This is a genomic window from Clostridium sp. CM036 (genome assembly GCF_055081135.1).
The window spans coordinates 1,339,369-1,356,312 of the sequence record NZ_CM143652.1 but is presented as its reverse complement, the minus strand read 5'-3'; the positions used below and the strand labels follow the sequence as shown (position 1 = coordinate 1,356,312).

At 31.7% G+C, this 16,944-nt stretch carries 12 protein-coding genes, 1 pseudogene and 1 other annotated feature (1 of these 14 only partly in view); of the genes and pseudogenes, 6 read left to right on the top strand and 7 right to left on the bottom strand.

Annotation, left to right across the window (positions count from 1 at the left end; genetic code table 11):
• Positions 1–32 precede the first annotated feature (32 nt).
• The 4 genes from ACWJKE_RS06355 (at position 33) to ACWJKE_RS06340 (ending at position 4,403) form a co-directional block, all read left to right on the top strand.
• Positions 33–1,127: a radical SAM protein gene (locus ACWJKE_RS06355; protein WP_220287112.1), complete on the top strand. Its 1,095-nt coding sequence runs from the start codon at positions 33–35 to the stop codon at positions 1,125–1,127.
• Positions 1,128–1,180: 53 nt separating this feature from the next.
• Positions 1,181–1,999 carry a DUF4037 domain-containing protein gene (locus ACWJKE_RS06350; RefSeq protein WP_220287087.1) on the top strand — a complete coding sequence of 273 codons (819 nt, stop codon included), beginning with the start codon at positions 1,181–1,183 and terminating at the stop codon, positions 1,997–1,999.
• 162 nt (positions 2,000–2,161) lie between these two features.
• Positions 2,162–2,527, top strand: a complete 366-nt coding sequence (locus ACWJKE_RS06345) for a hypothetical protein (protein ID WP_220287089.1) — start codon at positions 2,162–2,164, stop codon at positions 2,525–2,527.
• 217 nt (positions 2,528–2,744) lie between these two features.
• Entirely contained in the window at positions 2,745–4,403 is a 1,659-nt protein-coding gene (locus ACWJKE_RS06340; RefSeq protein ID WP_220287091.1) for an oleate hydratase, read from the top strand.
• 124 nt (positions 4,404–4,527) lie between these two features.
• Here the strand turns inward: ACWJKE_RS06340 and dhaS are convergent, their stop codons facing one another.
• On the bottom strand, positions 4,528–5,082 hold the full coding sequence (gene dhaS, locus ACWJKE_RS06335) for a dihydroxyacetone kinase transcriptional activator DhaS (RefSeq protein ID WP_216302954.1): 555 nt from the start codon (positions 5,080–5,082) through the stop codon (positions 4,528–4,530).
• Between the two features lie 203 nt (positions 5,083–5,285).
• On the opposite strand from dhaS, the gene ACWJKE_RS06330 reads away from it, so the two are divergent.
• Positions 5,286–7,013, top strand: coding sequence for an oleate hydratase (locus ACWJKE_RS06330; RefSeq protein ID WP_216302955.1), 1,728 nt, complete (start codon positions 5,286–5,288; stop codon positions 7,011–7,013).
• Between the two features lie 320 nt (positions 7,014–7,333).
• Positions 7,334–7,876 (top strand): annotated as a pseudogene (locus ACWJKE_RS06325) (glutathione peroxidase); the annotation flags it as partial.
• Between the two features lie 225 nt (positions 7,877–8,101).
• Here ACWJKE_RS06325 and pknB read toward each other — a convergent pair.
• The 6 genes from pknB to ACWJKE_RS06295 form a co-directional block, all read right to left on the bottom strand.
• Positions 8,102–9,763 (bottom strand): Stk1 family PASTA domain-containing Ser/Thr kinase, encoded by a 1,662-nt coding sequence (pknB, locus tag ACWJKE_RS06320; protein WP_220287095.1) that lies wholly within the window; start codon positions 9,761–9,763, stop codon positions 8,102–8,104.
• Positions 9,764–9,974: 211 nt separating this feature from the next.
• A complete protein-coding gene (locus ACWJKE_RS06315; protein ID WP_220287097.1) occupies positions 9,975–12,272 on the bottom strand; it encodes a glycoside hydrolase family 65 protein in 2,298 nt (765 codons plus the stop codon).
• A gap of 31 nt (positions 12,273–12,303) precedes the next feature.
• On the bottom strand, positions 12,304–12,951 hold the full coding sequence (pgmB, locus tag ACWJKE_RS06310; protein WP_216302959.1) for a beta-phosphoglucomutase: 648 nt from the start codon (positions 12,949–12,951) through the stop codon (positions 12,304–12,306).
• A gap of 67 nt (positions 12,952–13,018) precedes the next feature.
• A complete protein-coding gene (locus tag ACWJKE_RS06305; RefSeq protein WP_216302960.1) occupies positions 13,019–13,906 on the bottom strand; it encodes a DUF4380 domain-containing protein in 888 nt (295 codons plus the stop codon).
• A gap of 18 nt (positions 13,907–13,924) precedes the next feature.
• Complete coding sequence (locus tag ACWJKE_RS06300; RefSeq protein ID WP_220287099.1) at positions 13,925–14,734, bottom strand: endonuclease/exonuclease/phosphatase family protein; 810 nt, start codon at positions 14,732–14,734, stop codon at positions 13,925–13,927.
• Between the two features lies 1 nt (position 14,735).
• The gene (locus tag ACWJKE_RS06295) at positions 14,736–16,403 is read right to left on the bottom strand and encodes a PTS transporter subunit IIBC (RefSeq protein ID WP_220287101.1); all 1,668 of its coding nucleotides are present in this window, start codon (positions 16,401–16,403) and stop codon (positions 14,736–14,738) included.
• Positions 16,404–16,759: 356 nt separating this feature from the next.
• Positions 16,760–16,944 (top strand) — a binding site (T-box leader) (it continues 42 nt past the right edge of the window).

The window sequence follows — 16,944 nt, the reverse complement described above, 5'->3', positions numbered from 1 at the left end:
ATAAAGTAATTATAGCTGTAGGAGATGAAGGAATGAATAGTAATTTCAATTTATCTGAATATATGAATAATGGCATTGAAAATGTTGTAAGGGGGATATTAAAGGCATCCTTTAAAAATACAAAAGAAACAGCATTTGTATTAAAATATGTATTATCAAGTAGGGAAGCAAAAAAGAAGAGAGGGAGATTTGAAAGAAAAGGAGAAAATGTTCCTGCATTTTTGATTTCTAGCATAACCAGTAGATGTAACCTGTTTTGTAAAGGTTGCTATGCAAGGGAATTTAACTCCTGTGGAGAAGGAGTACAAAAACAACAGTTGTCTACCGAAAGATGGGAAAGTATTTTTATGGAAGCTAGGGAGATTGGAATTTCTTTTATACTGCTTGCAGGTGGAGAACCTTTAATGAGAAAAGATGTTATAGAAAAAGCAGCAAAGGTGAAAGAGATTATGTTTCCTATATTCACCAATGGTGTAATGCTCCAGGAAGAGTATATAAAGCTATTCCATGAAAATAGAAATCTTGTACCTATACTTAGCATTGAAGGAGATATGGAGCAGACAGATGGTAGGCGAGGGGAAGGAACTTATGAAGTTTTAATGAATGTAATGGACAAACTTAAGGAAAAAGGTATTTTGTTTGGGGCTTCTGCTACGGTGACAACTGAAAATTTCATGACTGTCTCCAGTAAAGCTTTTTTTGACAAGCTATACAATAAAGGCTGTAGGGCATTAGTTTTTGTAGAATACGTGCCCGTGACAAAAGAAACATGGAAGCTTGCACCTACTGAGAATGAGCGCAAAAAATTGGAATGTGAGCAGCACAAACTTAGAAAGCACTATGAAGATGCTATTTTTCTATCCTTTCCTGGTGATGAGAAATACTCAGGGGGATGTCTTGCAGCTGGAAGAGGCTTCTTCCACATTAATGTAGATGGTTCAGCAGAACCCTGTCCTTTCTCACCTTATTCTGATACAAACTTAAAGGAATGTACTTTAAGAGAGGCTCTGAAGTCGCCACTATTTACAAAACTTAATGAAACAGGAATGCTGATTGGAGAACATGCGGGTGGTTGCCTTCTTTTTGAGAAAGAAAAGGAAGTGAAAGAATTAATTAATAGCGGTTAATAAATTTAAAACATATATACGCAAATTTAATAATGAAAAGGAGTGAATTTTTTATGAATATTAATGCAAATGTAAGGTCACTGGTTAATGCTTTCTCAAAAATAGAAGAAGTGGAGGGCATCTTATTAGCTGGATCACACGCAACAAAAACTAATGATAAAGATTCGGATTATGATATATACATTTATACATCTAAGGAAATACCAATATTAAAGAGAAAGGTAATTACTGATAAATATTGTAGTTACATGGAACTAAATAATACCTTTTGGGAAACCGAAGATGATGGATTTCTAAAAGAAGGTAATATCCCAGTAGAAATTATATATAGAGACTTAGATTGGATTGATGGTTTATTAAATAGAAACTTAGTAAAATGTGAAGCAGATGCAGGATATACAACTTGCTTTTGGGCTAACTTCATAAATTCGATTATACTGTATGATAAAAATGGTGATTTAAATAAGCTGAAACAGAAATATGAGATAGGATATCCTTATGAATTAAAGCAAAACATAATAAAAAAGAACTATCCACTACTAAAGCTTCAAATGCCTTCATATTATTATCAAATTGAGAAGGCTTTAAAAAGAAATGATTTTATTAGTGTAAATCATAGAGTAGCAGCATTGTTTGCAAGTTATTTTGATATTATATTTGCAATAAATGAAATGCCGCATCCAGGTGAGAAAAAAATTCTTAAGATCATAAAAGATAATAATTTAAGAGTGCCTACAGATATGGGAATAAACGTTAATAATATTTTAAAGTATTCAGCAGTAAATGATATAACAATATTATTAGAAATAGATTTATTGATTGATAAATTAGATATATTGCTAAAGAATGAGGGGATACCATATGGTAGATAGTTCTTATTAACAACCCCCTCGACGAATCAAGATTGAAAGTGAAATATCATTATTTTGAAACTTCCATAGAGTTGGATTTTAGCTAGCATTTTATAAACTATATTAGTTGAAATAAAATCTGAATTTTGAAAAATAAGAAATATGAATGCAGAGGTGAATGATTTGTCATGTAAATCTAAATATGCTTTGATTATTGTAAGTTTAGTTTTAGTAGGGATTTTTTTTATGTATGGTAGTGTAAATTCTAAGAATAAAAATCCTAAAACTATACTTCCTGAAACTACTGGGGTAGAGACTTTTAGTGGCGTTGTAAAAAATATTGAAACTATTGAAAACATTGTTTTTATAGTTGTCGGTAAAGATAGTAAAGAAACAGTTTATTATACAAGCACAGGTAGGGCTGTTGCAAAGGAAGTTTTAAAGCTCAAGGTTGGTGATAATGTGGATTTAAAATATGCACGTGGAGCTCCCAAAAAATACAAAGAAGTAATTGCAATGCCACTATTAAATATTAAAGTTATAGAATAAATTAATTTTTATTTACTATACACTATAAGACATATGTATGTTTTTTAGACAGTTTTACAAATTTGATTATATACAATCCTTTCGTTTGAATTTATATTGTATCTATAGCAAGTGCATGCAAGTGATTGAAAGTGCATGTACTTGGTTAACTTGGTAAATACAAAATTGACCTAGGCTTATGGCTTATGGCATAATTTTTCAAATGGAGGGGTTTAAAATGAGATTTAATTTTGATCAAACTATTGATGTAGAAAAAATAAATGCTTATATGGTTGGTGCTGGACTTGCATCACTTTCTGCTGCGGTATTTTTAATTAGAGATGGACATGTTCCAGGAAAAAACATTCATATATATGAAGAATTAAACATCACAGGTGGGAGCATGGACGGAAGTGGTGATGCTGAGAATGGTTATGTAATTCGTGGTGGAAGAATGTTTGATAGGGAAGCTTATGCTTGTACTTTTGGAGTAATGGAAAGCATTCCTTCATTAACTGATCCTAAAGTTTCAATACTTGATGAATTTAATGCTTTTAATAAAAAAATTCATACCCATGCAAAAGCTAGATTAATAGATAATGATGCTAAAATAACTGATGTATCAGCTTTGGGACTTGTTCGCGCTGATAGAATGGCATTAATGGATATAATGATTAATTCTGAAGATTCTTTGGGAACAAAAACTATTAGAGAATGTTTCCCAGAACCATTTTTTAAATCAAACTTCTGGCTTCAATGGACTACACTCTTTGCATTTGAAACTTGGCACAGTGCTAAAGAATTAAAGAGATATCTTCATAGATTTATTCAAGAATTACCACGTCTAAGTGATTTATCTGGAATACGTCGTACACCATATAATCAATATGATTCAATGTTATTACCTATGACAAAATGGTTAGAGGCGCAAGGTGTTAATTTTGAATTAGATTGCAGGGTAACTGATTTTGAATTTAAACCATCAGATACTGAAACTACGGTTACAGCATTCAAATGTGAAAAAAATGGGAAAGAAACTAGAATAGAAGTTGGAGAGGGAGACCTTGCATTTGCTACTATCGGCTCTTTAACAGCGGGTACTAGCCTTGGATCAATGACTACACCAGCAAAGATTAACGACAAAAGTGTAGGTGGAGCATGGGATCTTTGGGAGAAAATTGCTAAGGGACGTCCTGAGTTTGGTAAACCTCAAGTCTTTGATGAACGTGTTGAAGAATCAATGTGGCAGTCTTTCACAGTTACTCTTAAAGACCCAACAATGTATAAAAGAATAATAGAATTCTCAGGAAATCAACCAGGAACTGGTGCTCATATGACATTTAGAGATTCTGCATGGCTCATGACAATAGTTGTACACAATCAACCACATTTTCTTAATCAACCTGATAACATACAAACTTTCTGGGGTTATTCTTTGTTCCCATATGCAAAAGGTGATTTCATAAAGAAGAGGATGGTGGATTGTACTGGTGAGGAAATATTAACTGAGGTATTATATCACCTAAACTTTAAAGAGGATATGGAGAAGATTCTTAAAACGTCTATTTGTATACCTTGTATACTACCTTTTACAACAGCACAATTTTTAACTAGAGAAAAGGGCGATAGACCACAAGTTATTCCAGAAGGTTCAACTAATTTAGCATTACTTGGACAGTTTTGTGAAATAGAAGATGATGTAGTATTTACTATGGATTATTCTGTAAGAGGCGCACAAACTGCTGTTTATAAATTCCTAAATCTAAATAAAAGAGTTACACCTATTTATAAAGGACAGCATGATGTTCGTGTACTAATTAATTCTGCCCTTGAAATGATGAAGGATGATAACTTAAGTAAAGAAATAAATGCACTTAAATCTATGATATTGAAATAAGCTAATCACAGTTCAGCTTCGAAGAAGATGAATAGCACCGAAGGTGATAAATAGCACCGAAGGTGATAATTAATGGGACGGTTGTCCATTTTTCTATAAAAAGAAGATTGGACAACCGTCCTCATTAATGTCTAGATAAAGCACCAAGCATGCTGCCTTCAACCACATTTCGCATCTTTTCTACCATGATTTGAGGTGAGTCTTTCATGCCGGTTTTAATCCACTGAACGATTATACCTACAAAAGCATGGGTATAAAAATCAGCAATAAACTTTTTGTCCATATCAGGAACATTCATGCCTAAGGATACATCATTAACAATCCCCATAATAAGTTCGCAACTAAAGTCAAAGAAATATCCATTAAAAGCATTTTGACCAGGTGTGTTAAGCGCATTAATATAAAAGGAATTATTATTCATTAGGTAGCACAAGGTTCTATACATGCCATCAGTCCAATTTTCATAACGATTGCAGTTAGCGATGCATTCTGTAACTTCAGTGTAATAAATCCAATTCACAAGATCGAATTTATCTTTAAAATGATAATAAAATGTTTGTCTATTAAGTCTACAATTGTCTGCAATGTTTTGAATTGAAATCTTTGACAAAGGAACTGTTTTCATTAATTGTTTTAAGGATAAAGCAAGGGCCTTTTCTGTTATTATTGATTCAGACATAATAATCACCTACAAAAACTAGTTTTAATAGTAATTATACACCATAAATATGGATTTTTTGTAGATAGTTCTATAATAGAAAATTAAATTTCACGTGTTTTTTAGACAAACACTCAAAAGTGTGTAAATACAATTAACGTTACTAGGTTTATAATAATAGATAAGATATTTATTATTAACGGGACAAAATGGAGGGAAATTTTATGAGTAAAAAATCAAGCAAAAATGGTATGAACGTATTACTTACGTTAGGTGCAATAGCTGGTGCGGCTGCTGTAGCAACTATTAGTGCAAAGAAGTTTAAAAATAATTCTAAAACAACGATAGATTTATCAGAAAATAGAAATAATGAAGATAGACAAGTTTATTTTATTGGTGGAGGGTTAGCTTCCTTAGCTGGTGCTGCTTATCTTGTACGAGATTGTAACTTTAAAGGAGAAAATATTCATATTATTGAAGGAATGAAAATCTTAGGAGGCAGTAACGATGGTGCAGGAGATGCCATAAATGGTTATGTATGCCGTGGCGGTAGAATGTTAAATGAAGAAACCTATGAGAATTTTTGGGAATTGTTTTCAGGTATACCATCCCTAGATATGCCGGGTAAAAGCGTTAAAGAAGAAATTCTTAATTTTGATCATTTACACCCAACACATGCACAGGCACGGTTAATTGATAAAGATGGAGTAATTCTAGATGTGACTAGTATGGGCTTTAATAATTCCGATCGTATGGCTCTTGGAAAACTTATGATTACTTCAGGAGAAAAATTAGATAATAAGACTATTGAGGAATGGTTTAGTCATACGCCACATTTCTTTGAAACTAATTTTTGGTATATGTGGCAAACAACCTTTGCTTTCCAAAAATGGTCCAGTCTTTTTGAGTTTAAGCGTTACATGGAACGTATGATTTTTGAATTTTCTCGTATTGAAACTTTAGAGGGGGTTACACGTACTCAGTACAATCAATATGAGTCTGTTATTCTTCCATTAAAAGCTTACTTAGATAACTTTGGAGTTGATTTTAGTATAAATGCAACTGTAACTGATTTAGATTTCAAATCAGGAGATGAAATTACAGTAACGGCTATGCATATAGAAGAAAAAGAAGGTGAAAGGGTTATTCAGTTAAACCCTAGAGACGTTTGCATTATGACAAATGGATGCATGACTGACTGCGCAACTCTTGGTGATATGTACACACCTGCAGAATATAATCCAAGCAAACCAATATCTGGTGAACTTTGGGCGAAAATAGCTAAAAAGAAAAGAGGTCTTGGAAATCCAGAACCCTTCTTTGGACATGCAAATGAAACTAATTGGGAAAGCTTTACCGTGACTTGTAAGGGTAATAAATTGTTAAACCTAATTGAAAAATTCTCCACTAATATTCCAGGTAGTGGCGCATTAATGACATTTAAGGATTCTAATTGGTTAATGAGCATAGTTGTTGCAGCTCAACCACACTTTAAAAATCAGCCCATTGATACAACTATGTTCTGGGGCTATAGCATATATACTGATAAAGTTGGTGATTTTGTAAAGAAATCAATGCGTGATTGTACAGGTGAGGAAATGCTAATAGAACTTCTACACCACATGCATATGGAAGACAAGCAAGAGGAAATTATGGACACTATAATTAATGTTATTCCATGTATGATGCCGTATGTAGATGCTCAGTTCCAGCCTCGGAAGATGACTGATCGTCCAAGTGTTGTACCAGAATGCTCAACAAATTTCGCTATGATTAGCCAGTTCGTTGAAATTCCAGAAGATATGGTATTTACAGAAGAATATTCTGTACGCGCAGCAAGAATTGCGATATACACGTTATTTGATGTAAAAGATAAAACTATTTGTCCAGTAACTCCTTATAGAAAGAATACGAGGATATTAAAAGAAGCATTAAAAACTTCATTTAGATAAAAAATTCGGAAATATAAGTAGGTTGCTTTTGCAAATCTATTTATATTTTTTTGAGCGGGTAAAATTAAGTTCTATCTGTTACATTCTTTATTGAGTCCTTTCAAAATGAATTTTAAGTGTACTTTATTTTATTTCTATGATATAATATCTTTATACAATACAAACAATAATAATTATTAAGAAATATTTATTGGTGTTTATTAAAAAAATTGTCGTTATAACCAATAAAAGTTGAGAATTATTTGTTGAAATAGGAATACTATAATGTTAATGATAACATTTTAATATGGATAAATTTATATAATATGGAGGGATAGCAAATGTCAATTTATGATTTTAAAGCAATTACAATCGATGGTGAAGAAATATCTTTGGAACAATATAGGGGAAAGGTATTGGTTATAGTTAATACAGCAAGTAAGTGTGGATTTACACCACAGTATGAGGGTTTGGAGAAGATTTATGAACAGTACAAGGATAAGGACTTTGAAATACTAGGCTATCCAAGCAATCAATTTGCTGGGCAGGAACCAGGTGAAAGCAATGAAATAAAGAATTTCTGCACAATTAATTATGGAGTGAGTTTTCAATTGTTCGAGAAGGGTGATGTAAGAGGGGAAAATGCCCTTCCGCTTTTTAAATATTTGACAGAGGAAGCAACTTTCAGAGGTTTTGATCTGAATAAGCCTAATGAAAAAAAACTTAATGATATACTCTACAAAAGATTTCCTGAATTCCTAGAAGGGGATTCAGTGAAATGGAATTTTACAAAATTCCTTATTGGTAGAGATGGCAATGTAGTCGGAAGATATGAACCAACAATTGAGCCGTCAGCTATGTCAACAGATATTGAAAAATTATTAGCGGAGAATGATATATCTGAAATTGACAAATCAGAAGTTGACGTAGACAATAAAAAAATTTATACTGGCAAAGATGATGAAGAAGTTTTAAATTGTGAAGGAAAACCTTGCAACTTTGTATATAATGATAAAAATGATTAGTTAGTTAATGACATTTCAGAATGGAATTTAAAAGGATTAGTAATGAGAATTTTACATAAAATTCCTCATTGCTAATCCTTTGATTTACTTAGATAAATCCTTTTTACTTCCATAATAAGAAACATTTATTTTTGTTCCTATATCTACAAGGGTACCGGCCTCGGCATTTTGCATGAATATTTTTTTATTGTTATTTTTGGAATGATTGCCCTTACGGGCTTTGTCATCCATATTTATAGGTGTTTTCTCCCCAAGCTCTAATTGAATGTTATCTAGAATTTCTTTAGCATCATCAAGGGTTTTGCCATTTAATTGTGGGACAGTAACCTGTTCAATTTTTTTTCCTTGGCTTATAACTAAATCTACTTTGCCATCTTTTTCATAGGATGTATTTACCTCAGGTGATTGACTAATAACTAAACCCTGAGCAATACTATCACTATATTCATTTGAAATATTGCCAAGCATAAAGCCATTATTAACTACAGTCTGATTTGCAATATCTTGGGTCCTTCCAATAAGTGAGGGCACAAATTTATTTTCAACAACGGATAGTTGTTCATCTGCCTGTTGTTTTTTATCAACATGCTGTATCTCATCTGACTGTAATTTTTCATCTGCTTTTGGAACTGTAGTTTCGACAATGGGAGCTGGTGTATTAATAGAAGTCCCGTTGGATATAAATTTACCTAAAATGGAAGCAATCACAACTAAAATAATTGAGGCAATAATAATTACTGCCTTTTTATTATTAACGGTCTTCTCATTCCCCGTTATTACTTCGTTATCTTTTTTATTTGCTGCTTTTTCAGCGATGGATGCTCCACTCATAACCGTTGTGAAATTGTCTTTTATATCAGAAAATATTGTTGCACCCATAATATTTGTAGCATCATCTAGGTCATTATTTACCTTAACTTCATAATTAGAATCTTCTTTAATTGCATTTATTATATCTGCCATGTCCTTAGCCGTTTGGTATCTTTTAAAAGGCTCTTTTTGCATTGCCTTCAAAATTACCTGGTTTATATTTTCAGGAATATCTGTAATGATTTCTTTGGGCGCAGTAACGGGTTCATGAATATGCATTATAGCTATGGAAATAGAGCTTTCTGAATTATAAGGTACTTGTCCAGTAATCATTTCATACATTACAATACCTAAGGAATATATGTCTGTTCTACAATCTATAAAATTTCCTTTTGCTTGTTCTGGAGAAAAATAGTGTACGGTACCCATAACTTTACTAGAATTGGTTATGGTTCTTGAATCAGCAACTTTAGCTATTCCAAAATCCATAACCTTAACTATATTATCTTCTGTTATCATGATATTATCCGGTTTTATATCTCTATGAATTACATTGTTAATATGTGCACATTGAAGTGCTTTGGCTATTTGGAGTGAGATATCTAAAGCCTTTTGCGAAGTAAGTCTAACATTTTCATTTATTAATTGCTTTAATGTTATTCCATTAATATATTCCATAACTATAAAATTAATATGGTTTTCTGCACCAACATCATGAATATTCACGATATTTGGATGTGACAATCTTGCGATTGAAGTAGCTTCCCTTTTAAATCTTAAAACAAACTCTTCATCATTACTTAACTCTGCTTTTAATATCTTTACAGCGACAAATCTATTTAACAAGTGGCACTTTGCTTTATAGACAGTTCCCATACCGCCTTCGCCAATTTTCTCTAATAACTCATATCTATTTAAAAGTAATTTTCCTATCATATTTAGCCTCCCATGAAAAACGGCAATGTATTTATTATAACATAGTAGCACTTATGAGACGTTTATCTTTAATTAAACTACTAAGTTTTTAATTGCTTGTTTTGGAAAACCAATGTCCGCATCTGATTTTCAATATAATTTTATCAATAAAAAATGAAAACAGAAGGCTATTTTACTTTTTAAAAGTAAAATAGCCTTCTGTTTTTTATTTTTAAGAGGAAATTTCAATTTCTCCGTTTATTGTATAATCTTTACCGTTAACGCATAAAGTTATTTGTTGCTTATTTTCGCTGGTAATAATAACTTTATGTGTTTTGATATTTATTTTAAGTAATGATTCTCTAAACAAAACATTAAAAGAGAATGAACTCCAATTTTTTGGTATAAAAGGATTTAAAAGAAGCTTTCCATCTTTTACTCTCATCCCAGCAAAGCCTTCAACTACGGACATCCAAGTTCCAGCCATACTAGTAATATGACATCCATCTTTTGTATCGTTATTGTAATTGTCTAAATCTAGTCTTGCAGTTCTAAGATACATTTCATAAGCTTTTTCATGTTTTCCTAATTTTGCGGCAAGGATAGTATGCACACAAGGAGATAAAGATGACTCATGTACTGTTCTTGACTCATAAAATTCAAAATTTCTTCTTATGGTATCTAAATCATATCTATCTTGTAGAAAATATATTCCTTGCAATACATCTGCTTGTTTTATAAAGCAAGATCTAAGAATTCTATCCCAAGACCATTTTTGATTTAATGGTAAATTTTTGCGATCCAAGTCTTTTACAAGAATCTGCTGCTTATCCATATATCCATCTTGTTGCATGAATATCCCTAGCTCTTCATCTACTGGATAATACATATTTTTAATGATATCTTGCCATTTACTAACTTCTGCTTCTTTTAAACCTAATTTATTTACTAACTCTGAATATCTCCCAGGTTCATTATTTTTTAAATGATTAATTACACAAGTAGTATATTCTAGTGTCCAAGCAGCAATTCTATTAGTATACCAGTTATTATTTGAATTATTTTCATATTCATTAGGGCCAGTAACTCCAAGTATTACATATTTTCCTTTGTTTGAAGCAAAACTAACTCTTTCTTCCCAGAATCTTGAGATCTCTACTAATACTTCTAATCCATATTGACCTAAATAACATTTATCTCCAGTATAATTAACATAATTATATATACCATATGCTATAGCACCATTTCTATGAATTTCTTCAAAAGTTATTTCCCATTCATTGTGACACTCTTCTCCATTCATAGTAACCATTGGATATAGAGCACCTTTTGTAAAACCTAATTTTCTTGCATTTTCTTTAGCTTTTTCTAATTGCTTATACCTATAAAGCAAAAGATTTCTAGATATACTTGGATCAGCAGTACTTAAATAAAATGGTATGCAATATGCTTCTGTATCCCAATAAGTACTTCCACCATATTTTTCTCCTGTAAAACCCTTTGGGCCTATGTTTAATCTATCATCTTCTCCAGAATATGTCTGATTCAATTGAAAAATATTAAATCTAATAGCTTGCTGCGCCGAAACATCTCCTTCAATAACAATATCGCTTTGTTTCCATTTTTCACCCCAAGCTATTGCTTGATCTTTAAGTAATAATTCAAAACCGCTTCCATAAGCTTTATCTAAAAATTTTCTATTAACAGCCAATAATTCTTCTACAGCGTAATCTCTTGAAGTTACATTGCAAACATACTTATACACTACGATTTCTTCATTTTGTTTTACATTTAAACTAACTATATTACCTACAAATTTTTCTGATTCTATAAATTCTGCATTAAAATCTACCTTTTTATCTGCTCGAAAAATATCTAGTTTCATTGAAGAACACACATAAAAATCAAGTTTTTTTGTTTTTACTATTAAAGATGATTGTTCTTTATTGCACTGCTTTGAGATTTCATCCCAAAATTTTTCATCATAATTAGAATCCGCATTTTTTATATCACCATCTAAGTAAGCGGATATACACAATGTACCTTCAAAATTAACTGGTGTAATTGAATATCTAATTGCTCCTATTTCTTTTGCAGCAATACTTACAAATCTCTTTGCATCTACATTTACTTCTTTTCCGCTAGTAAGCTTTGCGGTAAAGCATCTATGTAGATATCCTTCTTTCATATTTAAAATTCTCACAAAATTTTTCACTTCACATTTTGCAAGGTCTAGTGTTTCTCCATCAACACTAACATCTATTCCAATCCAATTGGTAGAATTTAATACCTTTGCAAAATATTCTGGGTATCCATTTTTCCACCAGCCAACTCTTGTTTTATCCGGATAGTAAACTCCTGCCATATAACTTCCCTGAAGAGACTTTCCGCTGTACGTTTCTTCGAAGTTAGCTCTTTGTCCCATATACCCATTTCCTATACTAAAAATTCCTTCAGATACTTCATGATTATCTTGGTTAAAACCTTCCTCTATAATATTCCATTCATCTAATTTTAAATATTGTTTCATATTGAGTCTCCTTTACAATAAATTTAATAGTTTAATAATTTAATTTTTCAAATGTCATTTCTTTCAAAGAAGAAACAACGATATTAGCTTTATTTAAAACAAGTGGATCGCCGATTCCAACACTATACATTCCAGCATTTATTGCGGATTCAATACCCGCCTTGGCATCTTCGAAAACTACACATTCAGAAGGGGATACACCAAGTTCCTTTGCACCCAATAAGAAAACTTCTGGATCGGGCTTTGCATTGCTTGTTTTAGTTCCATCGATTATTGCATCAAAGTGATTAACTAATTTTATATTATTTAATATGGTCATGGCATTTTTACTTGCAGAACCTAGTGCAATTTTAATCCCATTATTCTTTAATTCTTCTAAAAATTCCACTGTACCAGGTAAAATTTCATCAGGGGTCATCTTTAAAATATACTCACGATACCAATTATTCTTTTTCTCTGCAAGAGTCATTTTTTCTGCTTCAGTTAAAGTTAAACCTCCTATATTTAAAAGTATTTTAAGAGATTCCATTCTACTTATACCTTTTAGGCTTTCATTTTGCTCCTTTGTAAAATCAAACCCTAATTCCTTAGCTAGTCTTCTCCATGCTAAATAATGATATTTAGCAGTATCTACAATCACCCCATCTAAATCAAACAAACAAGCCTTAATCTTTGTCATTGCTTTTTACCTCCAGTTTTTATTATTAATAAACTTTTAATACTTATATCTAAAAAAGCTATATTATTTATACTAATTCTAATTGCCAAACCATTTGGATACTTTTACTTTCACCTGGCATTATGCTGCTCATACCTCCAAGAATTTCAAGCTCAGTGTAGGCTAGCTTATCATCCACATAAACTTCAACATTACTTCCATGTGGATATACAACTTGTCCTTCATACTGAAATTTCTGCGTAAGTAAGAGGGTTTTGTGTTTATATGCACTGCAATAATATCTTAGTATCGCATCATCTGTTACTACACCTACTTTAAACTTCTCTTCATTGTTACAATTCAATCTTAAAATTTTTCTATCTTCTTTTCTCAAAGAATAAGCATTGTTTGAAGGTATATCAAAATCTTGATAAAATGTTATTCCTCCTATAAATACGTCAGAGTTTAGTTTTATATCTATATATCCAGGAGATAATGCTTGGGTATTACCCCAAACTGCCCATTGTACTGGTTCTTCATTTAAGTTAACTATGGTTTCCTTTATAGTTATATGATTACATTTATCTTCAAATAATATTTCCCTTATAAATTTAAGACCAACAATGTTTGATATAGGACTACTTAATGTAACTACTAATGAATTTTCTAACTTAGCTATGTCGTATTCAAAAACATTTAAATCAATATCAAATATTGGAGGCCATGCCCATTTTGTTTGTGGAGCAGGCCAACCTTTATATCCTCCAAAATTAAGCCAGTTTTCTGGAATATATTCAGCTTTTATATCACCTTTAATTCCTATAAGATTCGCATTTCTATATAACACATTTAAATTTTCTGTTGAAAACTCTAAAATCCTACCACCCTGCTCTGGGACTATAATTACTTTTATTATTCCGTTTTCAAGTATTATCTCTTGTGTGTTTTTACACTTTACTATTGAATAATTTAGCATACTCAAAACCCTTCCGTTTTAGGGGAATAACCCCAAACTTGTATCTATTTCTACTCCATAATGGTCTGACACCACGAAGTCGTTTTTGCCATTAAATATTACTTTAGAATATTTAACATCTACACATTTATTTGTTAAAATTAGATCCAGCCTTAAATCATTTTTATTTAAATCCCATCCATCTATTTTACCTTTTACAGTTATACCACAATCTTTTTCCTTAGAGAGGGTATAAGTATCCTTTATTCCTTTTTTCATTAAATAATCATAGCCTTCATTTGATGCAAAAGCGTTATTATTAAAATCTCCCATAAAGAATGTTAATCTGTCATTTTTCATATTATTAAGTAACTTATCTACTTGCTGACTGAACGGTTCTTCTTCATCTTGCCACCAGCCTAAATGACAAGAGTAGAAATCTATAATTTCGTTATTTATTCTAATTGAAGCTTTTACGACCTTTCTAGTTTTCCAAAAATCCAAGTCCTTGCTGTTGCTTATGAAAAATGAGTAAGAATCTTCTTCTATTATTTTATGTTTAGTTATAATACTTACCCCTTCTTCATATATTCCATAACCTATATGAGAAAAATCCCACAGCATTGAGTATTCTTTGCATCCTAAGTTCTCTAATTCTTTTAATAAAACTAAAGCAAAATTATCTTGTTTTATGTTATTAAAGGCTATATTTTCCTTTATAGATTGATTTACTTCTTGCAGGGCAATTACATCAAAATTTTTTTCTTTTATAGTATTTGCAATAATGCTCATCTTTTCTTTTGGGCTTTCTTCCATCCAAGAATGACAATTTAAAGTTAATAATTTCATTTTAGACTCCTAATATATCTATAATATCCGATTTTAAAACATCTGCCTTTGGTCCATATATAGCCTGTATCCCTTTACCTTTAATTATTAAGGCTAAAGCCTTATTTTTTTTCCATTCATTTTCTTCGGCAACTAATAAATTATCTTTTACTGTTACACGAAGACGGGTCATACATGCGTCCACATCTACAATATTTTCGTTCCCTCCAAGTAATTCAATAATGGTTGCGGCTTGACTTCCTTTTTTACTAGCCTCAACTTTTTGATTTACAGTAGAATCAATTGAATTTTCCTCCATATCAATTTCATTTCCGTTACGGCCTGGAGTTGCTATATTAAATTTCTTGATCATAAATTTAGATACAACATAATTTATGCAGAAAAATACGACGGTCACCAGTACATATCTTATAAGATCACCTATAATCCCTGCTTTTACAATCATCGGTATACGTGCTACAAGCTCTATAACACCAAAACTGTGAACTCGCAGATTAAATATGTCCGCACACATAAATGCAAAGCCTTGCATAACTGCATAAGTACCATATAATATTGGTGAAACAAACATAAACATGAATTCTAATGGTTCAGTAACACCTGTTAAGAAAACTGCAATGGCTGCTGAAAAAAATACTGATTTATATTTTGATCGTTTTTCATTTGGTACACTTTTATACATAGCAAGTGCAACACCCATTAAGGAGCCAGCTCCGCCAATCATTTGGCCAACTTTAAAACGTGCTGGATGAATTGTTGCAAGTAAGTTATTATATGCACTCATATCTCCAGCGGCTTTTAAGTTACCTAAGTCAGTAGCCCATGCAAGCCAAAGCGGATCTTGTCCAAGTATAAGACTGCCTGCATTAGCTCCAGTTAATACTTTATATGCTCCACCAAGATCTGTATAATTTATTGGTATTGTAATCATATGATGAAGTCCAAAAGGTAGTAATAGACGCTCAAGCGTACCATATATAAAGGGTGAAATAAATGGTGCAGTATTTTGTGATGTTGCAATCCATTTGCCAAATCCATTTATAACTGATTGAGCAAATGGCCAAACTATTACAAATAAAAGTGCAACAACGCTGGAGCCTGCGATAACAACGAATGGTACAAATCGTTTACCATTAAAGAATGCAAGTGCATTTGGTAATTTATTATAGTTATAATACTTATTAAATAAAACTGCTCCAAGAAAACCTGATATAATACCAACAAATACTCCCATATTCAATGCTGGGGATCCAAGAACAGAAATAAAGTAATCTTTAACCAAAAGGTGCTGACCTGTTAAGGAAGTTACTGTTGCATGAGCATCCGTGAGCATCTCATTGGTAATATTAAATACATTACCAGTAATTTTATTTATTAAAATATATGCAATGAGTGCTGCAAATGCTCCACCAGCACGCTCTTTAGCCCAAGAACCACCGATAGCTACAGCAAATAATAGCCCTAAATTAACTATTAGCCCCCATCCTATACCTCCCACAACTTGCGATAACGTTTGCACAAATGAAGAATTAGGTGCTGCTATTCCTATAACTGATCCTAATGAAATCATTAGTCCACCTGCTGGCATAACTGCGACCACCACTAATAATGCCTTACCAAATTTTTGCCAAAAATCGAATGAAATTATTTTTGATTTGTTCTTAACCATAGTCCAATTACCTCCAATATTGATTTAATGAATATGTATTTATAAAAATTTCAATACGCAATTGTATTTTTATATTAAACATGTGCAAACGTTTGCGTTCTTTATTAAAGTATATTTCATAGTGAAAATATTGTCAATGAAATATTAAAATAAATTTCTAAATAAAATTGTACCCATGTTTGAACTGTACACCATGTTTCATCCAATAAATATTTTTCAATCAAGTCATTTGCAAGAATGTTGTTGAAATTTTAGGATATAATATATAAATAATCACTTATATGTGGAATAGACATATTATAATAATTAGAACACATATTGACAATTGGAATAGGTTGGAATACAATAGTTTTAAATTAAAAACTGTGAAGAGGAAAAGTAAATAGTATACTGTTCAAAGAGAGAGAAACTCACCGGCTGAAAAGTTTCTTGAATAAGCAATATTGAAAACCACCTCTGAGTTGATTACTGAACTTAAGTAGGTAATTCCGCAAACCGGCGTTAGTGGTATTGAGTGACAGAGGTGAGTTTAAACTAAGCC

Coding starts and splice junctions, on each gene's coding strand:
- ACWJKE_RS06355 (WP_220287112.1), top strand. CDS start 33: ATGAATAGTAATTTCAATTTATCTGAATATATGAATAATGGCATTGAA.
- ACWJKE_RS06350 (WP_220287087.1), top strand. CDS start 1,181: ATGAATATTAATGCAAATGTAAGGTCACTGGTTAATGCTTTCTCAAAA.
- ACWJKE_RS06340 (WP_220287091.1), top strand. CDS start 2,745: ATGAGATTTAATTTTGATCAAACTATTGATGTAGAAAAAATAAATGCT.
- dhaS (WP_216302954.1), bottom strand. CDS start 5,082: ATGTCTGAATCAATAATAACAGAAAAGGCCCTTGCTTTATCCTTAAAA.
- ACWJKE_RS06330 (WP_216302955.1), top strand. CDS start 5,286: ATGAGTAAAAAATCAAGCAAAAATGGTATGAACGTATTACTTACGTTA.
- pknB (WP_220287095.1), bottom strand. CDS start 9,763: ATGATAGGAAAATTACTTTTAAATAGATATGAGTTATTAGAGAAAATT.
- ACWJKE_RS06315 (WP_220287097.1), bottom strand. CDS start 12,272: ATGAAACAATATTTAAAATTAGATGAATGGAATATTATAGAGGAAGGT.
- pgmB (WP_216302959.1), bottom strand. CDS start 12,951: ATGACAAAGATTAAGGCTTGTTTGTTTGATTTAGATGGGGTGATTGTA.
- ACWJKE_RS06305 (WP_216302960.1), bottom strand. CDS start 13,906: ATGCTAAATTATTCAATAGTAAAGTGTAAAAACACACAAGAGATAATA.
- ACWJKE_RS06300 (WP_220287099.1), bottom strand. CDS start 14,734: ATGAAATTATTAACTTTAAATTGTCATTCTTGGATGGAAGAAAGCCCA.
- ACWJKE_RS06295 (WP_220287101.1), bottom strand. CDS start 16,403: ATGGTTAAGAACAAATCAAAAATAATTTCATTCGATTTTTGGCAAAAA.